Annotated in this window: 16 protein-coding genes and 1 pseudogene; 11 read left to right on the top strand and 6 right to left on the bottom strand. The window is 63.4% G+C overall.

What is annotated here, in order from left to right:
* Positions 1 to 439 precede the first annotated feature (439 nt).
* The 5 genes from ACHMW7_RS24295 to ACHMW7_RS24275 form a co-directional block, all read right to left on the bottom strand.
* On the bottom strand, positions 440 to 2,674 hold the full coding sequence (locus ACHMW7_RS24295) for an arylsulfatase (protein WP_395447991.1): 2,235 nt from the start codon (positions 2,672 to 2,674) through the stop codon (positions 440 to 442).
* Between the two features lie 63 nt (positions 2,675 to 2,737).
* Complete coding sequence (locus ACHMW7_RS24290; RefSeq protein ID WP_395447990.1) at positions 2,738 to 3,496, bottom strand: ABC transporter permease; 759 nt, start codon at positions 3,494 to 3,496, stop codon at positions 2,738 to 2,740.
* Positions 3,496 to 4,278, bottom strand: a complete 783-nt coding sequence (locus tag ACHMW7_RS24285; protein WP_395447989.1) for an ABC transporter ATP-binding protein — start codon at positions 4,276 to 4,278, stop codon at positions 3,496 to 3,498. Before ACHMW7_RS24285 ends, ACHMW7_RS24290 begins: the two co-directional genes overlap by 1 nt.
* Positions 4,279 to 4,330: 52 nt before the next feature.
* Positions 4,331 to 5,302 (bottom strand): ABC transporter substrate-binding protein, encoded by a 972-nt coding sequence (locus ACHMW7_RS24280; RefSeq protein WP_395447988.1) that lies wholly within the window; start codon positions 5,300 to 5,302, stop codon positions 4,331 to 4,333.
* Positions 5,299 to 6,048, bottom strand: a complete 750-nt coding sequence (locus ACHMW7_RS24275) for a GntR family transcriptional regulator (RefSeq protein ID WP_395447987.1) — start codon at positions 6,046 to 6,048, stop codon at positions 5,299 to 5,301. Before ACHMW7_RS24275 ends, ACHMW7_RS24280 begins: the two co-directional genes overlap by 4 nt.
* 93 nt (positions 6,049 to 6,141) lie before the next feature.
* Here ACHMW7_RS24275 and ACHMW7_RS24270 point away from each other — a divergent pair, with 93 nt between their 5' ends.
* The 6 genes from ACHMW7_RS24270 (at position 6,142) to ACHMW7_RS24245 (ending at position 12,175) form a co-directional block, all read left to right on the top strand.
* Complete coding sequence (locus ACHMW7_RS24270) at positions 6,142 to 6,567, top strand: SUMF1/EgtB/PvdO family nonheme iron enzyme (protein WP_395447986.1); 426 nt, start codon at positions 6,142 to 6,144, stop codon at positions 6,565 to 6,567.
* Positions 6,548 to 7,081, top strand: coding sequence for an SUMF1/EgtB/PvdO family nonheme iron enzyme (locus tag ACHMW7_RS24265; RefSeq protein ID WP_395447985.1), 534 nt, complete (start codon positions 6,548 to 6,550; stop codon positions 7,079 to 7,081). Before ACHMW7_RS24270 ends, ACHMW7_RS24265 begins: the two co-directional genes overlap by 20 nt.
* Before the next feature lie 105 nt (positions 7,082 to 7,186).
* Entirely contained in the window at positions 7,187 to 8,191 is a 1,005-nt protein-coding gene (locus ACHMW7_RS24260; protein ID WP_395447984.1) for an ABC transporter substrate-binding protein, read from the top strand.
* Positions 8,192 to 8,196: 5 nt separating this feature from the next.
* A complete protein-coding gene (locus ACHMW7_RS24255) occupies positions 8,197 to 9,009 on the top strand; it encodes an ABC transporter ATP-binding protein (protein ID WP_395447983.1) in 813 nt (270 codons plus the stop codon).
* Positions 9,010 to 9,012: 3 nt separating this feature from the next.
* Positions 9,013 to 9,837 carry an ABC transporter permease gene (locus ACHMW7_RS24250; RefSeq protein WP_395447982.1) on the top strand — a complete coding sequence of 275 codons (825 nt, stop codon included), beginning with the start codon at positions 9,013 to 9,015 and terminating at the stop codon, positions 9,835 to 9,837.
* Positions 9,838 to 9,943: 106 nt separating this feature from the next.
* On the top strand, positions 9,944 to 12,175 hold the full coding sequence (locus ACHMW7_RS24245) for an arylsulfatase (RefSeq protein WP_395447981.1): 2,232 nt from the start codon (positions 9,944 to 9,946) through the stop codon (positions 12,173 to 12,175).
* 18 nt (positions 12,176 to 12,193) lie between these two features.
* Here the strand turns inward: ACHMW7_RS24245 and ACHMW7_RS24240 are convergent, their stop codons facing one another.
* Entirely contained in the window at positions 12,194 to 13,138 is a 945-nt protein-coding gene (locus ACHMW7_RS24240) for a LysR substrate-binding domain-containing protein (RefSeq protein WP_395447980.1), read from the bottom strand.
* 224 nt (positions 13,139 to 13,362) lie between these two features.
* Here ACHMW7_RS24240 and ACHMW7_RS24235 point away from each other — a divergent pair, with 224 nt between their 5' ends.
* The 5 genes and pseudogenes from ACHMW7_RS24235 (at position 13,363) to ACHMW7_RS24215 (ending at position 20,982) form a co-directional block, all read left to right on the top strand.
* On the top strand, positions 13,363 to 14,193 hold the full coding sequence (locus ACHMW7_RS24235) for a formylglycine-generating enzyme family protein (protein WP_395447979.1): 831 nt from the start codon (positions 13,363 to 13,365) through the stop codon (positions 14,191 to 14,193).
* 15 nt (positions 14,194 to 14,208) lie between these two features.
* Positions 14,209 to 16,428 carry an arylsulfatase gene (locus ACHMW7_RS24230; RefSeq protein WP_395447978.1) on the top strand — a complete coding sequence of 740 codons (2,220 nt, stop codon included), beginning with the start codon at positions 14,209 to 14,211 and terminating at the stop codon, positions 16,426 to 16,428.
* Positions 16,428 to 17,405: a nucleoside hydrolase gene (locus tag ACHMW7_RS24225; protein ID WP_395447977.1), complete on the top strand. Its 978-nt coding sequence runs from the start codon at positions 16,428 to 16,430 to the stop codon at positions 17,403 to 17,405. Before ACHMW7_RS24230 ends, ACHMW7_RS24225 begins: the two co-directional genes overlap by 1 nt.
* A gap of 25 nt (positions 17,406 to 17,430) precedes the next feature.
* A complete protein-coding gene (gene deoC, locus ACHMW7_RS24220; RefSeq protein WP_395447976.1) occupies positions 17,431 to 18,444 on the top strand; it encodes a deoxyribose-phosphate aldolase in 1,014 nt (337 codons plus the stop codon).
* Positions 18,445 to 18,610: 166 nt separating this feature from the next.
* Positions 18,611 to 20,982: pseudogene (locus ACHMW7_RS24215) on the top strand (aldehyde dehydrogenase family protein).
* Positions 20,983 to 20,995: the final 13 nt, after the last annotated feature.

Below are 20,995 nucleotides of genomic sequence, written 5' to 3'. Positions count from 1 at the left end.
TGGTGCGGGTGGCGCGCTGCGCGACCCTGATCGGGGATGATTAAGGGAGCCAGAAATCAGGCAGGTTCAACAGGTTTCAGGGAGCGTAGTAGAGTGGCGTGAAAATACAGGCGAATGGCGGGGGTATGTTTCATGACCAAGCGTTTTGGTGGTCGACAGCCGCATGATGCGATCGCAAGTCTTGCCGGATCATCTGTAGGAAACTTGGAAGAACATTGCTGTCTTGGCGGATGTCAAATGGGCCGAGGGCCTATAAATCCGAAACGCTCTCTGTCGTGGGGGATTTTCCTGATGAGTTTCTTTCCAGCCAGTTCCACACGGGTCGCCCCTTTCATTCGCAGCGCAGAGCAAGATCTGGGACATCGATGCCACACTTCGACCGTAGCGTCGGGCAGGCGACCGCGCAGGAACTGCGTGGTGCGCTATGCCCCTTAGCTGGTCAGTCTACATCCACGCTTGCCGGCGCGACCTCGCGATCGTCTGCGATGGCGTAGTCGATACGCAGGATCCGGCCCGAAAAATCCGGGTTCGTCTGCCTGTCAGGATCGACTGGCTCGGCGTTGCTGCGTCCGAAGGTGAGCGGTGACAGCGAAAGCCTGAGGAGGGTCCGCTCGAACACATGCTCTCCGGCCGGCTCACCTTCCACGGTCAGGCGACCGGATCCCTTCAGCGTGCCGGTCTTTTCGAACTCGAAGGCGACAGTCGTTTTGCCGAGCGGGATTTCCCGGTCCGAGACGAGGCGGCTGACTTCGAAGCCGGCATAGTTGTAGGTGTAGACCAGCCGGTTCTCGATGATGTCGAGGGCATAGCCGCCATGGCAGCTGCCGAAGCAGACGAGCGCGCCGCCCTGGTTTTTGTTCGTGCGCTCGATCTCGATCGATATGCGGTGCGAGACGTCCTGCGTCATCGGCGCCGCTTCCGCAGGTATCGACGAGATCGGCGGGAAGTAGCTGTATTCGTTGCGCCAGCGTGGTGCGCCGGGCCTGTAGGGCGGCTTGAACAGCACGTCGCTGTCGTCGAGCGGCATCACGCCGTAGCGGCCTGCTTCCGCCCACCAGCGTTCCTTCATCTCGGCGAGCTTTTCCGGCCTTTCCCCGGAGAGGTCGCGCAGTTCGGAGAAATCCTCGTCAAGGTGGTAGAGCTCCCAGTGCTCGCTGTCGAAGTCGCTGCCGGCCTTGTGCTGCGTCACAGCCTTCCAGCCGCGGTGCCAGATGCTGCGATGGCCGTACATCTCGAAATATTGCGACTGCTTGGCCGTTGCCGCATCGGGCGCGGCGAAGGAATAGGCAAAACTCTCGCCATGGATCGGCATCTGCGCCACGCCGTTGATGCTCTCGGGCGCGCTGACGCCGCAGAGCTGCATGATTGTCGGCGTGATGTCGGTGACATGGGTGAACTGGCTGCGCACCTCGCCCTTGTCTGATATGCCTGATGGCCAGGAGAAGATCATCGGGTCACGCACGCCGCCGCCATGGGTGAAGCTCTTGTAGAGCTTGAGCGGCGTGTTCGACGCCTGCGCCCAGCCCCAGGGATAATTACCCGAACTGCGCGCCGTGCCGATTTCCGCCAGGCGCTCGCGCGACACGGCATAGTCTTCAGGCAGGCGGTTGAACCAGCGCAGGACATTGGTCGTACCGTCGGGATCACAATCGGTGGACGCGCCATTGTCCGATATCAGCACGATGATCGTGTTGTCGCGAATGCCGGTACGCTCGAGGAAGTCGAGCAGCCTGCCGAAGGCGGCGTCGGTATGGCCCAGAAGGGCGGCATAGGCCTCCTGCATATGCTCCGACACCTCGCGTTCTTCAGGCGAGAGCTCGGCCCAGGCGCGCACGCCGGGATTTGGCGGCGGCAGTTCGGTGCTTTCCGGCACGAGGCCCATCGCCTTCTGCTTGGCCAGCCTCTGTACGCGTTCTTCGTCCCAGCCATGGCCGAAGCGGCTGCGATATTTGGCCAGCGTTGATGCGGGCGCCTGGTGCGGGAAATGTCCGGCGCCGTAGCAGAGATAGAGGAAGAACGGCTTGTCCGGCCAGATCGCCATCTTGTCGGCGATGTAGCGCACCGCGCGGTCCGAAAGGTCGTCGGACAGATGGTAGCCCTGTTCAGGCGTCGCCGGCGGCGGAATCTGCTGGTTGTCCTGGCAGAGTTCCGGATGGAACTGGTCGGTGCTGCCATTCATGAAGCCATAGAAGCGCTCGAAGCCGCGGCCGAGCGGCCACTGATCGAAGGGGCCGGCCGCATTGGCGTTTTCGGTCGGCGCAAGGTGCCATTTGCCGACCGCATAGGTCGCGTAGCCTTGCAGCTTGAGCATTTCGGCGAGCGTGCCGGCGCGGTGGCTGATCGCGCCGCGGCCGGAAGGCCAGCCCATGTCGGCATTGGCCAGATAGCGCATGCCGACCGAATGATGGTTGCGCCCGGTCAGCAGGCAGGCGCGTGTCGGCGAGCACAATGTGGTGGTGTGGAAATTGCTGTAGCGCAGGCCGTTGTCGGCCAGGGAATCGAAGTTCGGCGTGTCGATGGACGAGCCGAAACAGCCGAGGTCGGAGTAGCCGACGTCGTCGAGCACGACATAGATGACGTTCGGCTTGCCGGCGGGACCGACGGGAATGTCGGCATAGTCGCGCTCGGATTCGTGGTGTGTGCGGCCGATGTGTCCGCGAAATTCGGAAGTCATACTCTACCCCGATCGTGTGAGATGGTCGCCGGGCCGCGACGAGAGGACGGCCCGGCCGATGGATCAGTAGCCGGTGACGCCGCGCAGGTAGCGCTTGAGCAGCGTCCGCCCGAGCAGCCGCCACAGCCGATCAGTGGCAAAGCCGAGAAGGCCGAGCGAGATGATCGCCGCGAACATCCAGTCGACCTGGAAGTAGAGGCGCGAGGTCCAGATGATGTAGCCGAGGCCGGCATCGGCGGCGAGCATCTCGGCGGCCGCGATGACCAGGAAGGACGAGGCGAGCGCCAGCCGCATGCCGACATAGATCGAGGGCAGGGAGGCCGGGATCATCACCTTGAAGAACACCTGCCGCTCATTGGCGCCAAGGCAGCGCGCGGCATTCAGCTTGTCCTGCGAGATCGAGGACACGCCGCTGGCCGTGTTGACCATCACGATGAAGGCCGTCGCATAGGCGATCAGTATGATCTTCGACATCTCGCCGACGCCGAACCAGATGATGAACAAGGTCACCAGCGCAATGGCCGGAACGAAGCGGAAGAAGTGGATGAACGGGTCGACCAGGTGACGCGCCACCGGCGAGACTCCGACCGCCAGCCCGATCGGAATGGCAATGGCGCTGCCGAGAAACCAGCCCGAGAGAATGCGCATCATCGAGACGAGGATGGATTGGGTGAGGGTGCCCTCGGCCAGCATCTGTCCAGCGCCGTTGAGGACGGCGAGCGGTGCAGGCAGGAACATGGGATCGACCAGCCAGGTCGAGGCCATCTGCCAGAAGATCACGACGATAGCGACGCTGAGCGCCGACCAGGCGTAGGATGGCATCAGTTTTGCTCCCATTGCGAAGCCGCCTCCCTTTCGATGTCGCCCTCGATCGCCTTGACCGCATCGGCGAAACGGCTGTCGAGGTCATCGCGCGGATAGGGCAGGTCGATGTCGTAGATGCGGGTGATGTTGGCGCGCGGGCCCCGGCTCATCACGGCAACACGCTGGCCAAGCAGCACGGCCTCGCGAATGTCGTGGGTGACATAGACCATGGTGCAGCCGGTCTCGCGCCAGATTCGCGTCAGCTCCTTCTGAAGGACGCGGCGCGTCAGCGCGTCGAGCGCTGCAAACGGTTCGTCGAACAGGATCAGTTCAGGTTCGGCGGCCAGCGTGCGGGCGATCTGCACACGCTGCTTCATGCCGCCGGACAGCTCGTGCGGGAATTTCTCCTCGTGGCTGCGAAGGCCGACGAGGTCGATATAGCGCTGCGCCATCTCGCGGCATTCGGCGCGCGGCTTGCCCGCGACGCTCGGGCCGAAGCCGATATTTTCGGCCACGGTGAGCCACTGGAACAGCGGCTCCTCGATCGACTGGAACACCATGCCGCGCCGCCGGTCGGGCCCGGCGATTGCTTCGCCATTGGCGAACACGCGGCCTTCGGTTTGCTTTTCGGTCCCGGCAACGATCTTGAGCAATGTCGACTTGCCCGAGCCGCTGGGGCCGACGAGCACGAAGAATTCGCCTTGCCCGACTGTCACGGAGAGGTCGGCCAGGATCAGCTCGCTGCCCGCCTTCTGGCCGGGATAGGCCATGCCGACCTTGTCGAAGACGACCGCAGGCATGGCACCTCCGGGTGCGGCCGCGCTTGTTTGATTGTTTGTCATCGCAGGTCGCTCAGTTGCTCAGCTTGACCAGGTCGGGGGCGGCTTCCTTAAGGAATTTCGGGTTGACGCCCGTTTCGAAGCTGACCGGCTGGGCTTTCGTCCTGGCGAGGAAGTCGGCGACTTCCTTGAAGCCGGCGCGCTCATAGTCGGTCAGCGCCAGGGCGAATTCGTTGTAATTGAGCAGGTCGCGCACCGTGTCGCGCGGTGCGCGGGTGTTCTTGGCGATCAGGGCTGCCGCCTCGTCCTTGTTGGTTGCGATGAACTGGCTTGCCGCATTGAGCGCACGCAACGTCGCGACAGTCAGTTCCGGATGCTTTTCGGTGAACTCGGTCTGTGCGGCGATGTAGGCGCTGCTGTTGCGCTTGGCTGCCGCATCGTCGGTCAGCACATAGTGGTTGCCGCCGTCGGTCGATTTCTGCGTGCCGTCGGCCCAGACGAAGGCCGCGTCGATGCGGCCGGAGCGGAGCGAAGCGACGATCTCGAGCAGGCTGGTGAAGCCGACGATCTCGACCTTGTCCTCGGCAATGCCGTTCTCTTCGAGATACTTCATGGTGATCAGGTGCTGGGCGGTGCCGGTGGCAATGCCGATCTTCTTGCCGGCAATGTCCTTGGCGTCCTTGATGTCGTTGCTGACCACCAGCTTGTGGAAGCCAGGCTTGGAATGGAAGATGCCGGCAAGGACGGTAAGCTTGCCGCCCTGGATGCGCGAGACGATCGGGAAATCGAGCCCGACCGCCATGTCGGCGCGACCGATCAGCAGTGCGTCGATGGCTTCGACGCCTGTGGCGAAGGTGGTGATCTGGGCGTCAATGCCTTCCTTTTCGAAAAAGCCTTTTTCCTTGGCGACCCAGATCTGGGAGCCGGTGGTGTAGGCATCGACGCCGAAGCGCACAGGCTCCAGGGTCTGCGCCCCGGCCGTCCCGGCCGAGAGGAGCATGAGGCCCGATGCGAGGCTCAGGACAATCTTTTTGAAGCGGGTCATTTCGGTTCGTCCTCCGGCGAAAGGGCTGAACTGCCCTGAAAATGAACGGGTGCGAGCGCCATCATCTGATGGCTGGCGAGAAGCTGCGGCACCATCCAGGAGCGCGAGGCCAACGGCACGCTGCCATTGCCTGAGTGTACGAGCGCCATGCTCCACAGAAGCGCGTCCCCCTCGCTGACCTCGAGCAGCTCGGCGACGTCGGCCGTGGCATTGATCGCCGAGGTGCGGGTCGAGAGTGATGCGCCGTCGATGACGGTGAACGGGGCAATGGCAGCGAGCGCGTCGTGTTCCGTGCTCTCGTTGAAGGCGCCGGGCGGTACGCCGCGGGCAAGATAGTGGTCGACGAGAATGCAGGGCTGACCGTTGGCCAAAAACAGCCAGCGCAAACGATGGACTGGCTTCTCGGCTGCCACGCCCAGGATGACCGCGATCTCCTTAGGCGCGATGACCTGATCGCGCTGGATCTCGCGGAACGATGCCTTCATTCCGGCATTTTCGATCAGGTTCCAGAAGCCGGCGGAGCCCGTCAAGGCGTTGAGGATCGGTGGGTTGGCGATGAAGGTGCCGACGCCATGCTTGTTCTTGAGCAGGCCCTTGGCCATCAGGTCGGCATAGGCCTCGCGCAGTGAATTGCGGCTCAGGCCGAGTATCCGGGAAATGTCGATTTCCGCCGGCAAGCGGTCGCCGGCGACCAGCTTTTGCTGGCGAATATACTGCATGACACGTTCGGCGGCAGTTCCCGACATCGCTCTCTCCTCCAAGAGGTAGGACGTCCTACCTTTACGCAGGATCATGAAAGAGTCAAACTCGGCCGAACCATTTTTCGACAGGAAAGCGCCATGACGTGTTGTTCTCCGGGCCGATCACAGAACGATCATGTCACCAGGCCGGTGACGGAGCCCGCATTGCTCGATGCCCGCAGCCAGCCTGAAATGGCGCTGATACCGGCTGGGCGCTGGCTTCTGGGGGAGGATCGTTCGATCGCCAATCCTGACGACGGCGAAGGACCGGTGCGCCCGGTCGAACTTCCGGCGTTACTGCTCGACAAGACTGCGGTGACCAACCAGGCCTTTGCGGCCTTCGTCGGCGCCACCGGCTACGTGACGGAGGCCGAGCGGCTGGGCTGGTCGTTCGTCTTCATGGCCCAGATCCATCCTGACGCGTTGATTGCAACGGACGCCAACGCCAGCGCGCCGGACTCGGTGGGCTCCGGTTCGCGGCGCCTGCTGGTATCAGCCAGACGGCATGGGTTCCACCTGGCGTGACCGGCACGACCATCCTGTCGTTCATGTCTCATGGAACGATGCCGTCGCCTTCGCGAGCTTCGCGGGCAAGCGATTGCCGACGGAAGTCGAATGGGAAGCCGCGGCGCGTGGCGGGCTTGAGCGGGCGATCTACGCCTGGGGCGACGAGCTGCACCCTGGCAGCCGTCATATGTGCAACATCTGGCAAGGACGCTTTCCGCTCAGCAACAGCGCCGAGGACGGCTATCTCGCAACAGCGCCGGCGCGCAGCTTTCCGCCAAACGGCTTCGGCCTCTACAACATGCTCGGCAATGTCTGGGAATGGACCGCGTCGCCTTGGTCGGGCGAGCCGACCGGATTGATGGCGATGCGCGGCGGCTCTTACCTGTGCCATGCGAGCTATTGCAACCGTTATCGGGTTGCGGCCCGGACCGGCAACCATCATGGCGCGACCTCGAGCCATCTCGGATTTCGCTGTGCCGGCGACCTTGCAGGGCAGCTGCCGACCATGCCCGTTCCGCATGTAGGTCCATAACCACATGGAATGAGTTCGCAGAAGCATGTTATGGTGTGGAGCCGCTGCACGCGGTTTATCCTCATCGCAATTAGGTCGTTGGTCTTGTCTGATTGGAGGATATAGATGGTCAGCCGACGTTCACTTCTGGCAGCTGCCAGCATCATGTCGCTTGCCGCGCTGGGGCTTGGAGGCGTGGTTCCCGCCCATGCGCAGCAGAAGCAGGTCAAACTGCAACTCGCCTGGCTCTACAACGGAGCCGCCGCTGGCGAAATCGTCGCCTTGAAGAAGGGGTTTTTCGCTGAAAAGGGCCTCGAGGTCGAGATCCTTCCCGGCGGACCGAACTCCAACACGGTGCAGGAAACGCTCTCCGGGGTAGCGCAGATTGCTACCGCCTACGCACCCGAGATCATGTATGCCGCAAACCAGGGACTGCCGATCAAGTCCTTTGGCGCAGCATTCCAGAAGGCGCCGCTGACCTTCTATTCGCTCGGCGAATCCAACATCAAGTCGATTGCCGACTGGAAGGGCAAGCGCATCGGCGCTGGTCAAGGCGCCACCGCCCAGGTCAAGGCCGTGCTCGACCACAATGGCCTGAAGTTTGAGGACATCACCTTCATCCAGGCCCAGATTCCCGGCCTGCTGCAAGATCAGGTCGACGTCGTTGCTTCCTGGCCGACCAATGTCGCCCAGAACCAGCCGATCCTGCAGCATCCCAGCGGCTACAACACGCAGAGCATCTGGGACAACGGGCTGCAGTTCCAGTCCAACTACTACATCGCCCGCACCGACCTGATCGGCTCCGACAGCGACATGCTGGTGAAGTTCCTCGAGGCCTGCGACAAGGGCTGGGCCTATGCCGCCGACCATCCCGAAGAAGCGATCGACATGGTTGCTTCGATGTCGAGCGCGATCGAGAAGGACAAGGAACTCGCCTCGCTCAAGGTGATCGTGGCCGATTTCATCTACACCGACGAAACGCGCGAGCACGGTTTTGCCAATATCAGCAAGGACCGTTGGGACGCGACGCTGCAGACCTACGCCAAGATCGGCGAGATCAAATCCGAACTGACGGCGGACGACGTGTTCGACGGCAGCATCCTCGCGGCAGCACAAAGGACGAAGCGGTGAACGTGATGGCGACAATGGCCGCCGACCCCGGCGACGTCGGTATCTCCTCGGCCCGCAACGCCATCGAGATCGACAACGTCGCGGTGACGTTTGGCGGCAGTTCGCGGGCGGTGCGAGCCATCGACAACGTCTCGCTGACGGTCCGCGAAGGCGAGTTCGTCTCCCTGATCGGGCATTCCGGCTGCGGCAAATCCACCTTGCTGCGCACCATCGCCGACATCATTGCGCCGACCGAAGGCAAGGTTGCCATATTCGGCGGAACGCCATCGGCAGCGCGTGCCTCGCGCACATTCTCCATGGTCTTCCAGCAATCGGTGCTGATGCCGTGGGCCAAGGTGATCGACAATGTCCGCCTGCCTTTCGAGGTCGGCGGGGCCAATCCGAAGGCTGGCAACTTCATGGACCCGTATGAGGCCCTGAAGCTGGTCGAACTGGAAGGTTTCGAGGACGCATTGCCGTCGGAACTGTCGGGTGGCATGCGCCAGCGGGTGTCGATCGCGCGCGCCCTGGTGACCCGGCCGAAGGTCCTGCTCATGGACGAGCCTTTCGGCGCGCTTGATGAGCTTGTCCGCGACACGCTGAACGTCGAGCTATTGCGGATCTGGAAACAGAGCGGGATGACGATCGTCTTTGTCACGCACTCGCTGCACGAGGCCGTGTTCCTATCGCAGCGCGTCGTGGTGATGAGCCGAAGGCCCTCGAGGATCGGGGGAGTTCTCGAAATCGACCTTCCTGAAGAGCGCGACCTTGCCCTGAAGGATGCCCCGGAACTGGGCCGTCACGTCGCCAGGCTGCGCGACATGCTGGGAGCTGGATAAGCCATGAGCGTTGATCGTTCCATTGAAACCGCCGCGCCCTTGCCGCGCATCTGGAGCATCCTCCCAAGCCCCGAAGTTATGCGCGCGCTTGGCATGGCAGTGCTGGGTCTCTCGCTCACCTTGGTGCTGTGGCAGCTCATCGTCACGCTGTTTGGCGTGCCGTCCTATCTGGTGCCCGCGCCGACCGACGTTGCCGGTGCGCTTTCCCGGGATCTGCCGCTGCTTTTGGAAGCGGCCGTTCCAACAATCACCGAAGCCTTTCTGGGCTTTCTGCTGGGCAACACCATAGCCCTGCTGGTGGCGGTGTCCTTCGTCTACAACAAGGTCGTCGAGGAGATGTTCTATCCCGTCGCGATCCTGATCAAGACGATCCCGATCGTGGCGATTGCACCGGTGCTCAAGATCATCCTCGGCAACGGAATCGAGCCCAAGATCGTGATCGCGGCGCTGATCTGCTTCTTCCCGACGCTGGTCAATTCGGTCCGCGGTTTCCGCTCGGTCAATCCGCAACTGCTCGAACTTATGCATGTCCTGTCGGCTTCCAAGACCGAGGTCTTCCTGCGCATCCGCATCTACAGCGCGCTGCCCTACATCTTCTCTGCGCTCAAGATTTCGGTGACGATGTGCGTGCTCGGCGCGATCGTCGGCGAATGGATCGGCTCCAACCAGGGCATCGGTTATCTCCTGCTGCAGAGCATGTTCGACTTCAACGCGCCGCGGCTGTTTGCGACGATCCTGACCGCGTCGGTCATCGCCATCACCGGTTTCGCGATCGTCTCGATGCTCGAGAAGTGGATCATCCGCTGGGATCCCGGCGCGGCAATGTAGTCTCCACAGACCCGGCCTGCCCCAGGGCGCCGGGTCCCGATCGATGCGGCATGGTCGGTGAGCGAGATGCGGCATCTCCGGTTTATCCGAATTCCGAGGCGCCCCAATGTCCAACGACCAAAATTCAGGCCGTATCGGCCGCACCTATCACGAGTCAGACAGCTGGTTTGAAGCCAGGCCCATGCCGGCGCCGGGCAGCCCCAGCGTCATCTACGTCATTCTCGACGATGTCGGTTTCGCCGACCTGGGCTGCTTCGGTTCGGAGATCCGCACGCCCAATTTCGACCGGCTTGCCCAGGCGGGGTTGCGCTACAGCAATTTCCACACCACCACCATGTGCTCGCCGACGCGGGCCAGCCTGCTGACCGGGCGCAACCATCACGCCGTCGGCATGCGCTGCCTGGCCAATTTCGATTTCGGCTACCGCAACGGGCGCGGCTCGATCTCGCATCGGGCAGCGACGATCGCCGAAATGTTGGGCAGTGCGGGCTATGCCAATTTTGCGGTCGGCAAGTGGCACGTCGCGCAAACCGACGAGATCACCGCCGTCGGCCCCTTCGATCAGTGGCCGCTCGGCCGCGGCTTTCATCGCTTCTACGGCTTCATGAATGGCAGCACCGACCAGTATCATCCCGAGCTCGTCGAGGACAATCACCCGGTTGCCCAGCCGAAGTCGGCCGAAGACGGCTACCACCTGACCGCCGACCTGGTGGACAAGGCGATGGCGATGCTCGGCACGCATGTCTCGCTCGCCCCGGACACGCCGTTTTTCCTGAACCTCGCCTTTTCATCAGGGCATTTTCCCCATCAGGTCCCCAGGGCCTATATGGACCGCTACGACGGCGTCTGGGACTGCGGCTGGGACGTTATCAGGCAGCGGCGGCTCGAACGCCAGAAGGCGATGGGCCTGGTGCCGGCGTCGACCGAACTGCCGCCCGACGCCCCCGGCGTCGAGAACTGGGACCTGCTCTCTGCCGACCGGAAGAAGGTCGCTGTCAGGTTGCAGCAGGCCTATGCCGGCTTCCTCGAATACACCGACGAGCAACTGGGCCGGCTGCTCGATTTCCTGGAGACGACAGGCAAGCTGGACGACACGCTGATCGTCGTCATCTCCGACAATGGCGCATCGATCGACTGCGGCCCCGAGGGCACGACCAACGTGCTCAGGCGCTTCAACCAGATCCCGGAATCATTCGAACGCAACCTGGCCGAAATCGACGAGATCGGCGGCCCCAGGAGCAACAGCAACTACCCATGGGGCTGGGCCCAGGCCAGCAACACGCCGCTGCGCCTGTTCAAGTCCTTCACCCATGGCGGCGGCGTGCGTGACCCGATGATCGTGTCGTGGCCCAGGCGCATCGCCGACAAGGGCGCCATCCGTCATCAGTTCCATCACGTCGTCGACATCACCCCGACGGTGCTCGAGGTGTGCGGCGTCACCGCCCCCGACGTCTACAGGGGCGTCGGCCAGATGCCGGTGCACGGCACAAGCTTTGCCTACACATTCGATGCGCCTGACGCGGATACGCGCAAGGACGTGCAGTATTTCGAGATGTTCGGCCACCGCGGCATCTGGCACAAGGGCTGGAAAGCCGTCACCAAGCACAGGCGCGGCGACGATTTCGATCTCGACGACTGGGAGCTGTACAAGCTCGACGAGGATTTCAACGAGACCCGCGATCTGGCCAGGGAGAACCCGGCCAAGCTCCGCGAGATGACGGAACGCTGGTGGGCGGAAGCCGGCCGGTACGACGTCATGCCTCTCGACGACCGGGAGGTTCGTTTCCGTGCCAAGGCGAAGCCCGACTCCATCCGGTCGCGCAGCCGCTACGTCTTTTATCCGCAGCTCGAATCCATCCCGTCGTCAGCGGCACCGCTGACCCAGGACACCTCGCACCGGATCACTGCCGAGGTGACGATCGACCAACATTCGGAAGGCACGCTTGTCAGTTATGGCAACAATGGCAGCGGCTATGTGCTCTACCTCAAGGACGGCAGGCTGAACTATAGCTACAACCATGTCGGCGAGATCATGCGTCTGGCATCCGCGCCGCTGACCGCATTCGGCTCGATTTCCCTCGGCTTCGAGTACCGCAAGACCGGTCTGCTCAAGGGCATCGGTGCCCTTCTCGTCAACGGCGAGCGGCAAGCCGGCGACCGCGAGCACCAGACCCTGTTGCGCATTGCGCTGGCGCCGATGTTTATCGGCCGCAGCGGCTTACCGCCTGTCTGTGATGGGATCGACGGCGAATTCCGCTTCACCGGCAAGTTGCACCGGCTCGTGATCGAACTTGGCGATGACCGCGAGATCGTGCCCCCCAGTGGCGAAATCGACTGACGCCTCTTGGAGCGCCGCCTAATCGGCGGCGCTCTGCGGGGTGCGCAGGCCTTTGTTTTCGAACACCTCGACCATCGCCTTCATCAGTCCGCTATGGGCGGGCAGACGGTCCATTCCCTCCCGGAACACGAAGCCCAGATCGTACTGGAAGATTTCCTTGTCGGTCTTGAGCACCTTCAGACCGTGTCCGATCGGGCTGCTGGCCACCATCGTCGATTCAAAGAACAGATAGTCGCCCGAGCGTGCCAGCTCGGCACAGGTGAAGATCGAGCTGGTTTCAAGCAGGTAGCGGGCAGGGGGAGCCCCCCGGTCCTTCAGCCAGTCGGACAGCATCTTCAGCACGTCCCTGTTCAGGTTGAACGAGACGAACGGGTATTTGACCAGCTCCATGGGGTCGACTGGTCCTTCCACCTTGGCGAGAGGGTGATGCTCGGCGCACATGATGCCGATCTGCGCCTTGGCGACCCGGCGCGACGTGAAGCCCGGCAGCCTGCTCTTGGCAATCACCGCGCCAGCGAAGATGTCGACCCGCCCAAGCCGCAGATCCTCGATCAGCTGGTCGACGGGTCCGGTCTGCACCGAAAGCCGATGCCTGGGAAAACGCCGGTGAAAGCGCGAGGCGGCCGGCGGCAGGATCGTCGATGACCAGATCGGGCCCGCCGCCACCCTGATCGTGGCATCCTGCTCGGACAAAAGGTTGCGTATCTCCTGCACCGCATGTTCGTACTCGAGCCCGATGATCTGGGCCCGGTTGAAGAAGGCCTGACCGGTCGGCGTCAGGTCCGCGCCGCCGGAATGACGCTCGAACAGGCGCGTGCCGAGCATCTCCTCCAGCCGCTTGATGTTCTTGGAGAGCGCCGGCTGGGAAATGCGCAGCCGCTTTGCAGCCTTTGATATTCCCTTGTCCTCTGCGACCGTGACGAAGTGCTTGAGCAGCGTCAGATTTGGGACTTCGAACGACATCGCGGGAGCCTGACTCATAACCTATTGGAATTACCTTCAAGCCTAAATGTATTGGCTCCGGACAGGGCTTTGTCAAATAATCCGGTCATCGCCTGGAGCTGAAAATCCAGGCATCACCAGGAAATGCCTCGATGTCGTGTTGTTCACCCGTCCGGGAAAGCGAGCTGCAACTGGCCCCTTCATATGCGGCCACACCAGCGCCTCGTCGCGCAGACATCTCCGGCATGGTCGCTGTCCCCGCCGGCATCCGGCGCATCGGCTATGACGGACCCGAAGCCTATGCCGAGGACGGCGAAGGCCCCCGGCGGATGGTCGCGAGCCCCGGCTTCCTGATCGACAGGACGGCGGTGACCAACCGCGCCTTCGCCCGCTTCGTTGAGGCAACAGGTTATGTCACCGAAGCGCAACGGATCGGCTGGTCCTTCGTCTTTTACGCCCAGCTTCATCCCCATGCTGAAAAGGACGTGCTTTCGCTGCAGACCGGATCGCCGGAATGGTGGTTGCCGGTGCGCGGCGCAAACTGGTCGAGGCCCGACGGCGTCGGTACCGACTGGCGCGACCGCGACGACCATCCGGTCGTGCACGTTTCCTGGAACGACGCTGCGGCCTACGCGCTCTGGAGCGGCAAGCGGCTGCCGAACGAGAGCGAATGGGAGATCGCTGCCAGAGGCGGGCTTGAAGACAAGATCTATCCCTGGGGCAACGAGCTCCTGGAGCAGGGCAGGCACCGCTGCAACATCTGGCAGGGGCGCTTCCCCCGGGAGAATACGGCCGAGGACGGCTTCCTCTCGACAGCGCCTGCCGATGCCTTCGAGCCAAACGGCTACGGCCTGTTCAACATGGTCGGCAATGTCTGGGAATGGACGTCGGACAGCTGGTCGGCGAGCCAGCCTCAGCTGAAAGCGATGCGCGGCGGCTCCTATCTCTGCCACCGCAGCCACTGCAATCGTTATCGCGTCTCGGCGCGCACCTCCAACGCCGTCGACGCAGCCTCGAGCCACCTTGGCTTTCGATGCACAGCTGACATGCCGGCGCCATCAGCCGGATCTTTCTGATTTCGAGGAACTGCAATGAAACATGACAAGTTTCCGGGCCATGTCGGCCGCACCGTCGCGGAGTCGACGCCCTGGTGGCCGACGAGCCGCAACCACAAGCAACAGAAGCCCAACATCGTCGTTGTTGTCCTGGACGACACCGGCTGGGCCGATTTCGGCTGCTTCGGCTCGGAGATCAACACGCCGACAATCGACCGGTTGGCGGCACGCGGGCTGCGCTATACCAATTTTCACGTCACCCCGCTCTGCTCGCCGACGCGCACCTGCCTGCTGACCGGACGCAACCATCACGCCGTCGGCATGCGGTTTCTGTCCGACACCGACACCGGCTTCCCCAATTCGCGCGGCTGCATCGACCGCGACGTGGCGCTTTTGCCGGCCATGCTGCGCGAGCAAGGTTATGGCAGCTACCTCGTCGGCAAGTGGCACCTGACGCCGTCGCATGAGATTTCGCCGGCCGGACCCTATCACAACTGGCCGCTCGGCCGCGGCTTCGACCGGTTCTATGGCTTCCTTCCCGGATGCACCGACCAGATGACACCCGAGCTGTGCGAGGACAACCATCAGGTCGATCGCGAATTTCCTGACGATTACCACCTCACCGAGGACCTGGTCGACCGGGCGATCTCCTATGTCCGCGACCACACCGTCTTCCGCGACGAGGAGCCCTTCTTCCTGCAATTGGCCTTCGGCGCCACCCATGCACCGTTCCAGGCACCACGTTCCTTCATCGAACCTTATGTCGATGTCTTCGCCAAGGGCTGGGACGCAACGCGGGAAGACCGGCTGGAGCGCCAGAAGGTGGTTGGCATCGCACCAGCCGAGACCGAACTCGCGCCGCGGAACGAAGAGGTTTCGGCCTGGAACACGCTCTCCGGCGATCAGAAACTGCTCTACACACATCTTCAGGCAGCCTATGCCGGCTTCCTCGAGCACACCGACCTGCATCTCGGCCGCTTGGTCGATGAGCTCGCAAGACTGGGTGAACTCGACAACACGCTGATCATCGTGCTCTCCGACAATGGCGCCAGCCGCGAAGGCGGCAAGGATGGTGCGGTCGACACCAACGCACCCTATAGCGGCCTGCCGCAGAGTGTCGACGAACAGCTCAAGCGTCTCGACCATATCGGCACCCGTCACGGCGGCGCGCACTATCCGCAAGGCTGGGCCATGGCGGGCAACACGCCCTTCCGCCGCTACAAGCAGCATGTCGATCTTGGCGGCGTACGCTCGCCGATGGTGGTGTCGTGGCCCGGCGGCATTGCCTCGACAGGCGAAGTCAGGACGCAGTTTTCGCATGTCATCGACCTCGCGCCGACAATCATGTCCTTGGCCGGCCTCGACCATCCGTTGCCCTGTGACGGCCGCAGCATCGCATCGACCTTTGCGGCTGCCGATGCACCGGCGCCGCGGGCCACGCAATATTGGGAGAACCTCGGTCATCGCGCGATCTGGCATGAAGGCTGGCGGGCGGTCACCGAGCATCGCCAGGGCGATGCTTATGAAGACGATAATTGGCGGCTCTACGACACCGAGGGCGATTTTTCGGAATCGCAGGATTGCGCCGGGCAGGAGCCCGATTTGCTCAAGGAAATGATCGGCCGCTGGTGGCAGGAAGCCGAGGCCAACAACGTGCTGCCGCTCGATGACCGCACGCTGGTGCAACTGCTGCGCGCCCGGCCGCCTATCGGGCTGATGTCACGCAACAGGCTGGTCTTCCGCCCTGCCCAGAGCCATGTGCCGATCAGCAGCATGATCGCGGGTTCGGAACGATCCATGGTCGTCACTGCATCGTTCCGCGATCGCGCCGCCGGCGAAGACGGCGTGCTGGTCTCGAGTGGCGACGCACAAGGCGGCTACGTGCTTTATGTCAGGGACGGGCGCCTGAGCTTCGAACATGTGCAACTCGGCCACCGTGTCGTCTGTGTCGCCGATGCCGTCCTGCCCTCGGGGACATGCGAGGCCGGATTTGCTCTCCACAACAGGAACGGCCATTCTGCCGAAATCGTCTTGCTGCATGGCCGCCAGAGGGTAGGGTCGGCACGTATTCCCGTGACCGCCGCACATCTGTCGTTCTGGGGGATCGATGTCGGCGCGGATGCGGCCGACAGGGTTTCCAGCGCCTATCCTGCCGACTTCGCCTACCGCGGGCGGTCGTTTGAGACCTTGACCATAGACTTCCTCGACCAGCCGCTGATCGAGGACGTAGCTGAAGCAATGGAAAGCACTGAGTGATGGCACATCTCGTCGAAGTTCTGATCGATGTCGATACCGGCGTCGATGACGCGCTGGCGCTGTCATTTGCGGCACTCCACCCTGATATCAACCTGCGGGCAGTGACCTGTGTTGCCGGCAACGCCTCGCTCGACAACGTCTACCGCAACACCCGTGCTGTCCTTTCCATTGCCGGCGCAGGACACGTTCCCGTCGCCCGCGGCGCCTCCCGTCCGCTGATCGCAGCCCCGCGCGATGCCGCCCATGTCCACGGCCATAACGGTCTCGCCGGGCTTGAGCTCGACGTCCCGGAGCAGGGCGGCAGCGACATCCATGCCGTCGAGCTCATGCGCCAGCAGATACTGGCCAGCCCGACACCGCCGACGCTGATTGCGCTGGCGCCGCTCACCAATGTGGCGCTTCTGCTTCGCATGTATCCTGAAGTGGCCGCCCGGCTCGAGCGGATCGTCTTCATGGGCGGCAGCGCCAGCGTCGGCAACGCCACGCCGGTCGCCGAATTCAATAGCTGGGCCGATCCGGAAGCGGCGGCGATCGTCGTCGACAGCGGCATTCCGACGATGATGTACGGGCTTGACGTCTTCTACAGCGCGGCCGTGTCGGAAGACGATGTCGCGACACTTGCAGGATCGAGCCGGCTGGTGGCGCAGTTGTGCGCGAAGCTCTTCCGGCATCTGGCGATCAAGGATACTGGCCAGAAACGCATCCCTGCCGGTACCATCGCAGCATTGGGCGATGCCGGTACGGTTTGCGCCGTGGTTGATCCGGAGGGCCTGACGATACGCCGGTTCCCGGTCAGCGTCTGTACGGACGGATCGCGCTCGCGCGGCCAGACGATCGTCGACCGCCGCGCCCATCGTGGCGAATCCGAGCTGAATGGCGCAAGCATCGGGCAGCCTGTGGATGTCGCGCTGGCGGTCGATGGCGAACGTTATGCGCAGCTGTTCCGCCGGACGATCCTGGGCTCACTTGGAGGCTGACGCTGAGATGGTTGGAGATGCTTCTATGTCCGCCATTGTTACACCCATGCCGTCGCGGATGGCTGCGAATGCCGCCGAGACGCACGCCATTGCGCGCAATCCCGGCATGGCGCTGGATCTTGGCTTTGTCGAATCGATGCGCAGCGTCAACCGTTCGGCGCTGGAGCGCCGGGTCGGCACGCTGACCAAAAGGCGTTCGATCAAGGCCGACAACCAGGCGGCGTGGCTGCTCAGGTCGATCTCGCTGATGGATCTGACGACGCTGAACTCCAACGATACCGACGAGCGTGTGCGCCGGCTCTGCGCCAAGGCGGTTTACCCGCTGCGCCGCGATCTGGTCGAAGCACTGGGGCTGGGCGACACCGTGATCCGTCCGGCCGCGGTCTGCGTCTATCATCCGTTTGTCGCCACAGCGGTCGAGGCGGTGAAGGGCACCGGCATCCATGTCGCTGCGGTGTCGACGGCGTTTCCGCATGGCCTCGCGCCGCTGTCGACCCGCATTGCCGAGATCGAGGCCTCGGTTGCCGATGGCGCCGACGAGATCGACGTCGTCATCCCGCGCGGGCTGGTGTTTGGCGCCAAATGGCAGGAGCTCTATGACGAGATCAAGGCCTTCCGCGCTGCCTGCGGCGAGGCGCATCTGAAGGTCATTTTGGGCACCGGCGATCTGGCGACGCTGCGCAATGTCACGCTCGCCTCGATGGTGGCGATGATGGCGGGCGCCGATTTCATTAAGACCTCGACCGGCAAGGAAAGCGTCAACGCGACGCTGCCGGTCGGCCTCGCCATGGTCAGGGCGATCCGCGCCTATCATGAGCAGACCGGCTACCTCATCGGCTTCAAGCCGGCCGGCGGCATCTCGACGGCAAAAGTCTCGCTCGACTGGCTGGTGCTGATGAAGGAAGAGCTCGGCCGACCTTGGCTCGAGCCCGAGCTGTTCCGCTTCGGCGCGTCGAGCCTGTTGACCGACATCGAGCGCCAGCTCGAACACCATGTCAGCGGCCGCTACTCGGCCAATCACCGCCACGCCATGGCGTGAGGCTTTCCCCCTACCCTCCCCCTTGTGGGGAGGGTCGCGCCGCAGGCGCGGAGTGGGGGTGAAGCCCGACAGCAGACCTAGTTTCCACCGTGTAACCGATCAACGACCCCCACCCGGCCCTTCGGGCCACCCTCCCCACAAGGGGGAGGGTAAGGGAGAGCCTCTCATGAACATCCTCGAACGATACCACGCCATGGATTATGCCCCAGCCCCCGAGGCTCGCAGCGAAGCCGATGCCTGGCTTGCTGGCCGCGACTTCTCGAAGTCGCTGTTCATCGCGGGCGACTGGCGCGCCGCTGTCGACGGCAAGAGTTTTGACACCGAAGATCCCTCCAGCGGCAAGCTCTTGGCAAAAGTCTCCGATGCCGGTGCCGCCGACATCGAGGCAGCGGTAGTCGCAGCCCGCAAGGCGCTGCCCAAGTGGAGCACTGCCTCAGGCTACGAGCGCGCCAAGGTGCTTTATGCCATCGGCCGCGCCATGCAGCGCCACCAGCGCTTGTTTGCGGTGCTCGAATCCCTCGACAACGGCAAGCCGATCCGCGAAAGCCGCGACATCGATGTGCCGCTGGCGATCCGCCACTTCATCCACCATGCCGGCTGGGCCCAGTCGCTCGACCGTGAGTTTCCCGGCCGCAAGCCAGCCGGTATCGTCGGCCAGATCATCCCGTGGAACTTTCCGCTTTTGATGCTGGCCTGGAAGATCGCACCTGCTCTGGCCACCGGCTGCACGGTGGTCTTGAAGCCGGCCGAGTTCACGCCGCTGACGGCGATCCTGTTTGCCGAGATCTGCGAACGCGCCGGCGTGCCCAGGGGCGTGGTCAACATCGTCCAGGGCGGACCCGAGGCAGGGGCTGCCATCGTCAACCATCCCGGCATCGACAAGATCGCCTTCACCGGCTCGTCCGAGGTCGGCAAGATCATCCGCAAGGCGACCGCCGGCTCGGGCAAGAAGCTGTCCTTGGAACTTGGTGGCAAGTCGGCCTTCATCGTCTTCGAGGACGCCGATCTCGACAGTGCCGTCGAAGGGCTTGTCGACGGCATCTGGTTCAACCAGGGCCAGGTCTGCTGCGCCGGCTCGCGGCTGCTGGTGCAGGAGAGCGTCGCCGACGCCTTCATCGCCAAGGTCAAGACACGCATGAGCCGGCTGCGGGTCGGTTCTCCTCTGGACAAGAACACCGACATCGGCCCGCTGGTCGACAAGACCCAGCTCGACCGCGTCAGGCGCCTGGTCGAGGAAGGTGCGAGGCAGGGGGCGGTCTGCTGGCAGCCCGACCAGGACGTGCCAACATCAGGCTACTACCACCTGCCGACGCTGGCGACGGGTGTGGCACCCGCCAACATCCTCGCCCAGGAAGAGGTGTTCGGCCCGGTGCTCGCCACCATGAGTTTCCGCAACACCGAAGAAGCGGTCGAGCTCGCCAACAACACGCGTTATGGCCTTGCCGCCTCGGTGTGGAGCGAAAACGTCAACCTCGCGCTGCATGTCGCCCCACAGCTCAAGGCCGGCGTGGTCTGGGTCAACGGCACCAACATGTTCGACGCATCTTGCGGCTTTGGCGGCTACCGCGAGAGCGGCTTCGGCCGCGAGGGTGGGCGCGAGGGGCTGGAGGAATATCTGGAGCCGAGCGAGCCGCATGGCCCGGCCATCAAGCAGGCTTCAGCACCGAGGCAAGCCGCGCGTGACAATGGCGAAAGCAACGGCATCGACCGCACCGCCAAGCTGTTCATCGCAGGCAAGCAGGTCCGCCCCGACGGCAACTATTCGATTGCCGTTCTGACGCCCAAGGGCAAGCTCGCGGGCGAGATCGGTTTGGGCAGCCGCAAGGACATCCGCGACGCGGTCTCGGGCAGCCAGAGCCTGCAAAGCCTGGTCGGAGGCTACCGCCTACAACCGGGCGCAGGTGCTCTATTACCTCGCCGAGAACCTGTCGGGACGCACTGAAGACTTCGCTGCCCGCATCGTCGAACTCACCGGTGCCAGCCACAAGGTCGCGAAAGCGGAAGTCGAACTGTCGATCGAGCGGCTGTTCTATTATGCCGGCATGGCCGACAAGTTCGAGGGTCGGATGCACCAGCCGCCGGCACGTGCGGTCACGCTTGCGCTGCACGAACCTGTCGGGGTCATCGGCATCGTTGCCTCAGACGAAGCACCGCTGCTCGGTCTGATCTCGCTACTCGCCCCCCGCACTCGCCATGGGCAACACGGTGGTGCTGGTGCCGTCGACCACTGCACCGCTTGTCGCCACCGACCTCTATCAGGTGATCGAATATTCCGAAGTGCCGGCAGGCGCGATCAACATCGTCACCGGCCACACGGCGGAACTCACGGCAGTGCTCGCCAAGCACGACGACGTCGATGGCCTGTGGGTCGTCGCCGAAGCCGATATCTGCGCCAAGGCTGAAGCTGAATCGACCGGCAATCTCAAGCGCGTCTGGACCGGTCACGGCCGCAGCCTCGACTGGCCGACAGCCCAGGGCGAAGCCTTCCTCCGCCGCGCGACAGAGGTCAAGAACGTCTGGGTCCCATACGGCGATTGAAGCAGTAAGGGCG

This window comes from Aminobacter sp. UC22_36 (assembly GCF_044056035.1).
Lineage (GTDB): Bacteria > Pseudomonadota > Alphaproteobacteria > Rhizobiales > Rhizobiaceae > Aminobacter.
Note: the sequence above shows the minus strand (reverse complement) of the source record. Positions and strands in the feature narration are given on the sequence as shown.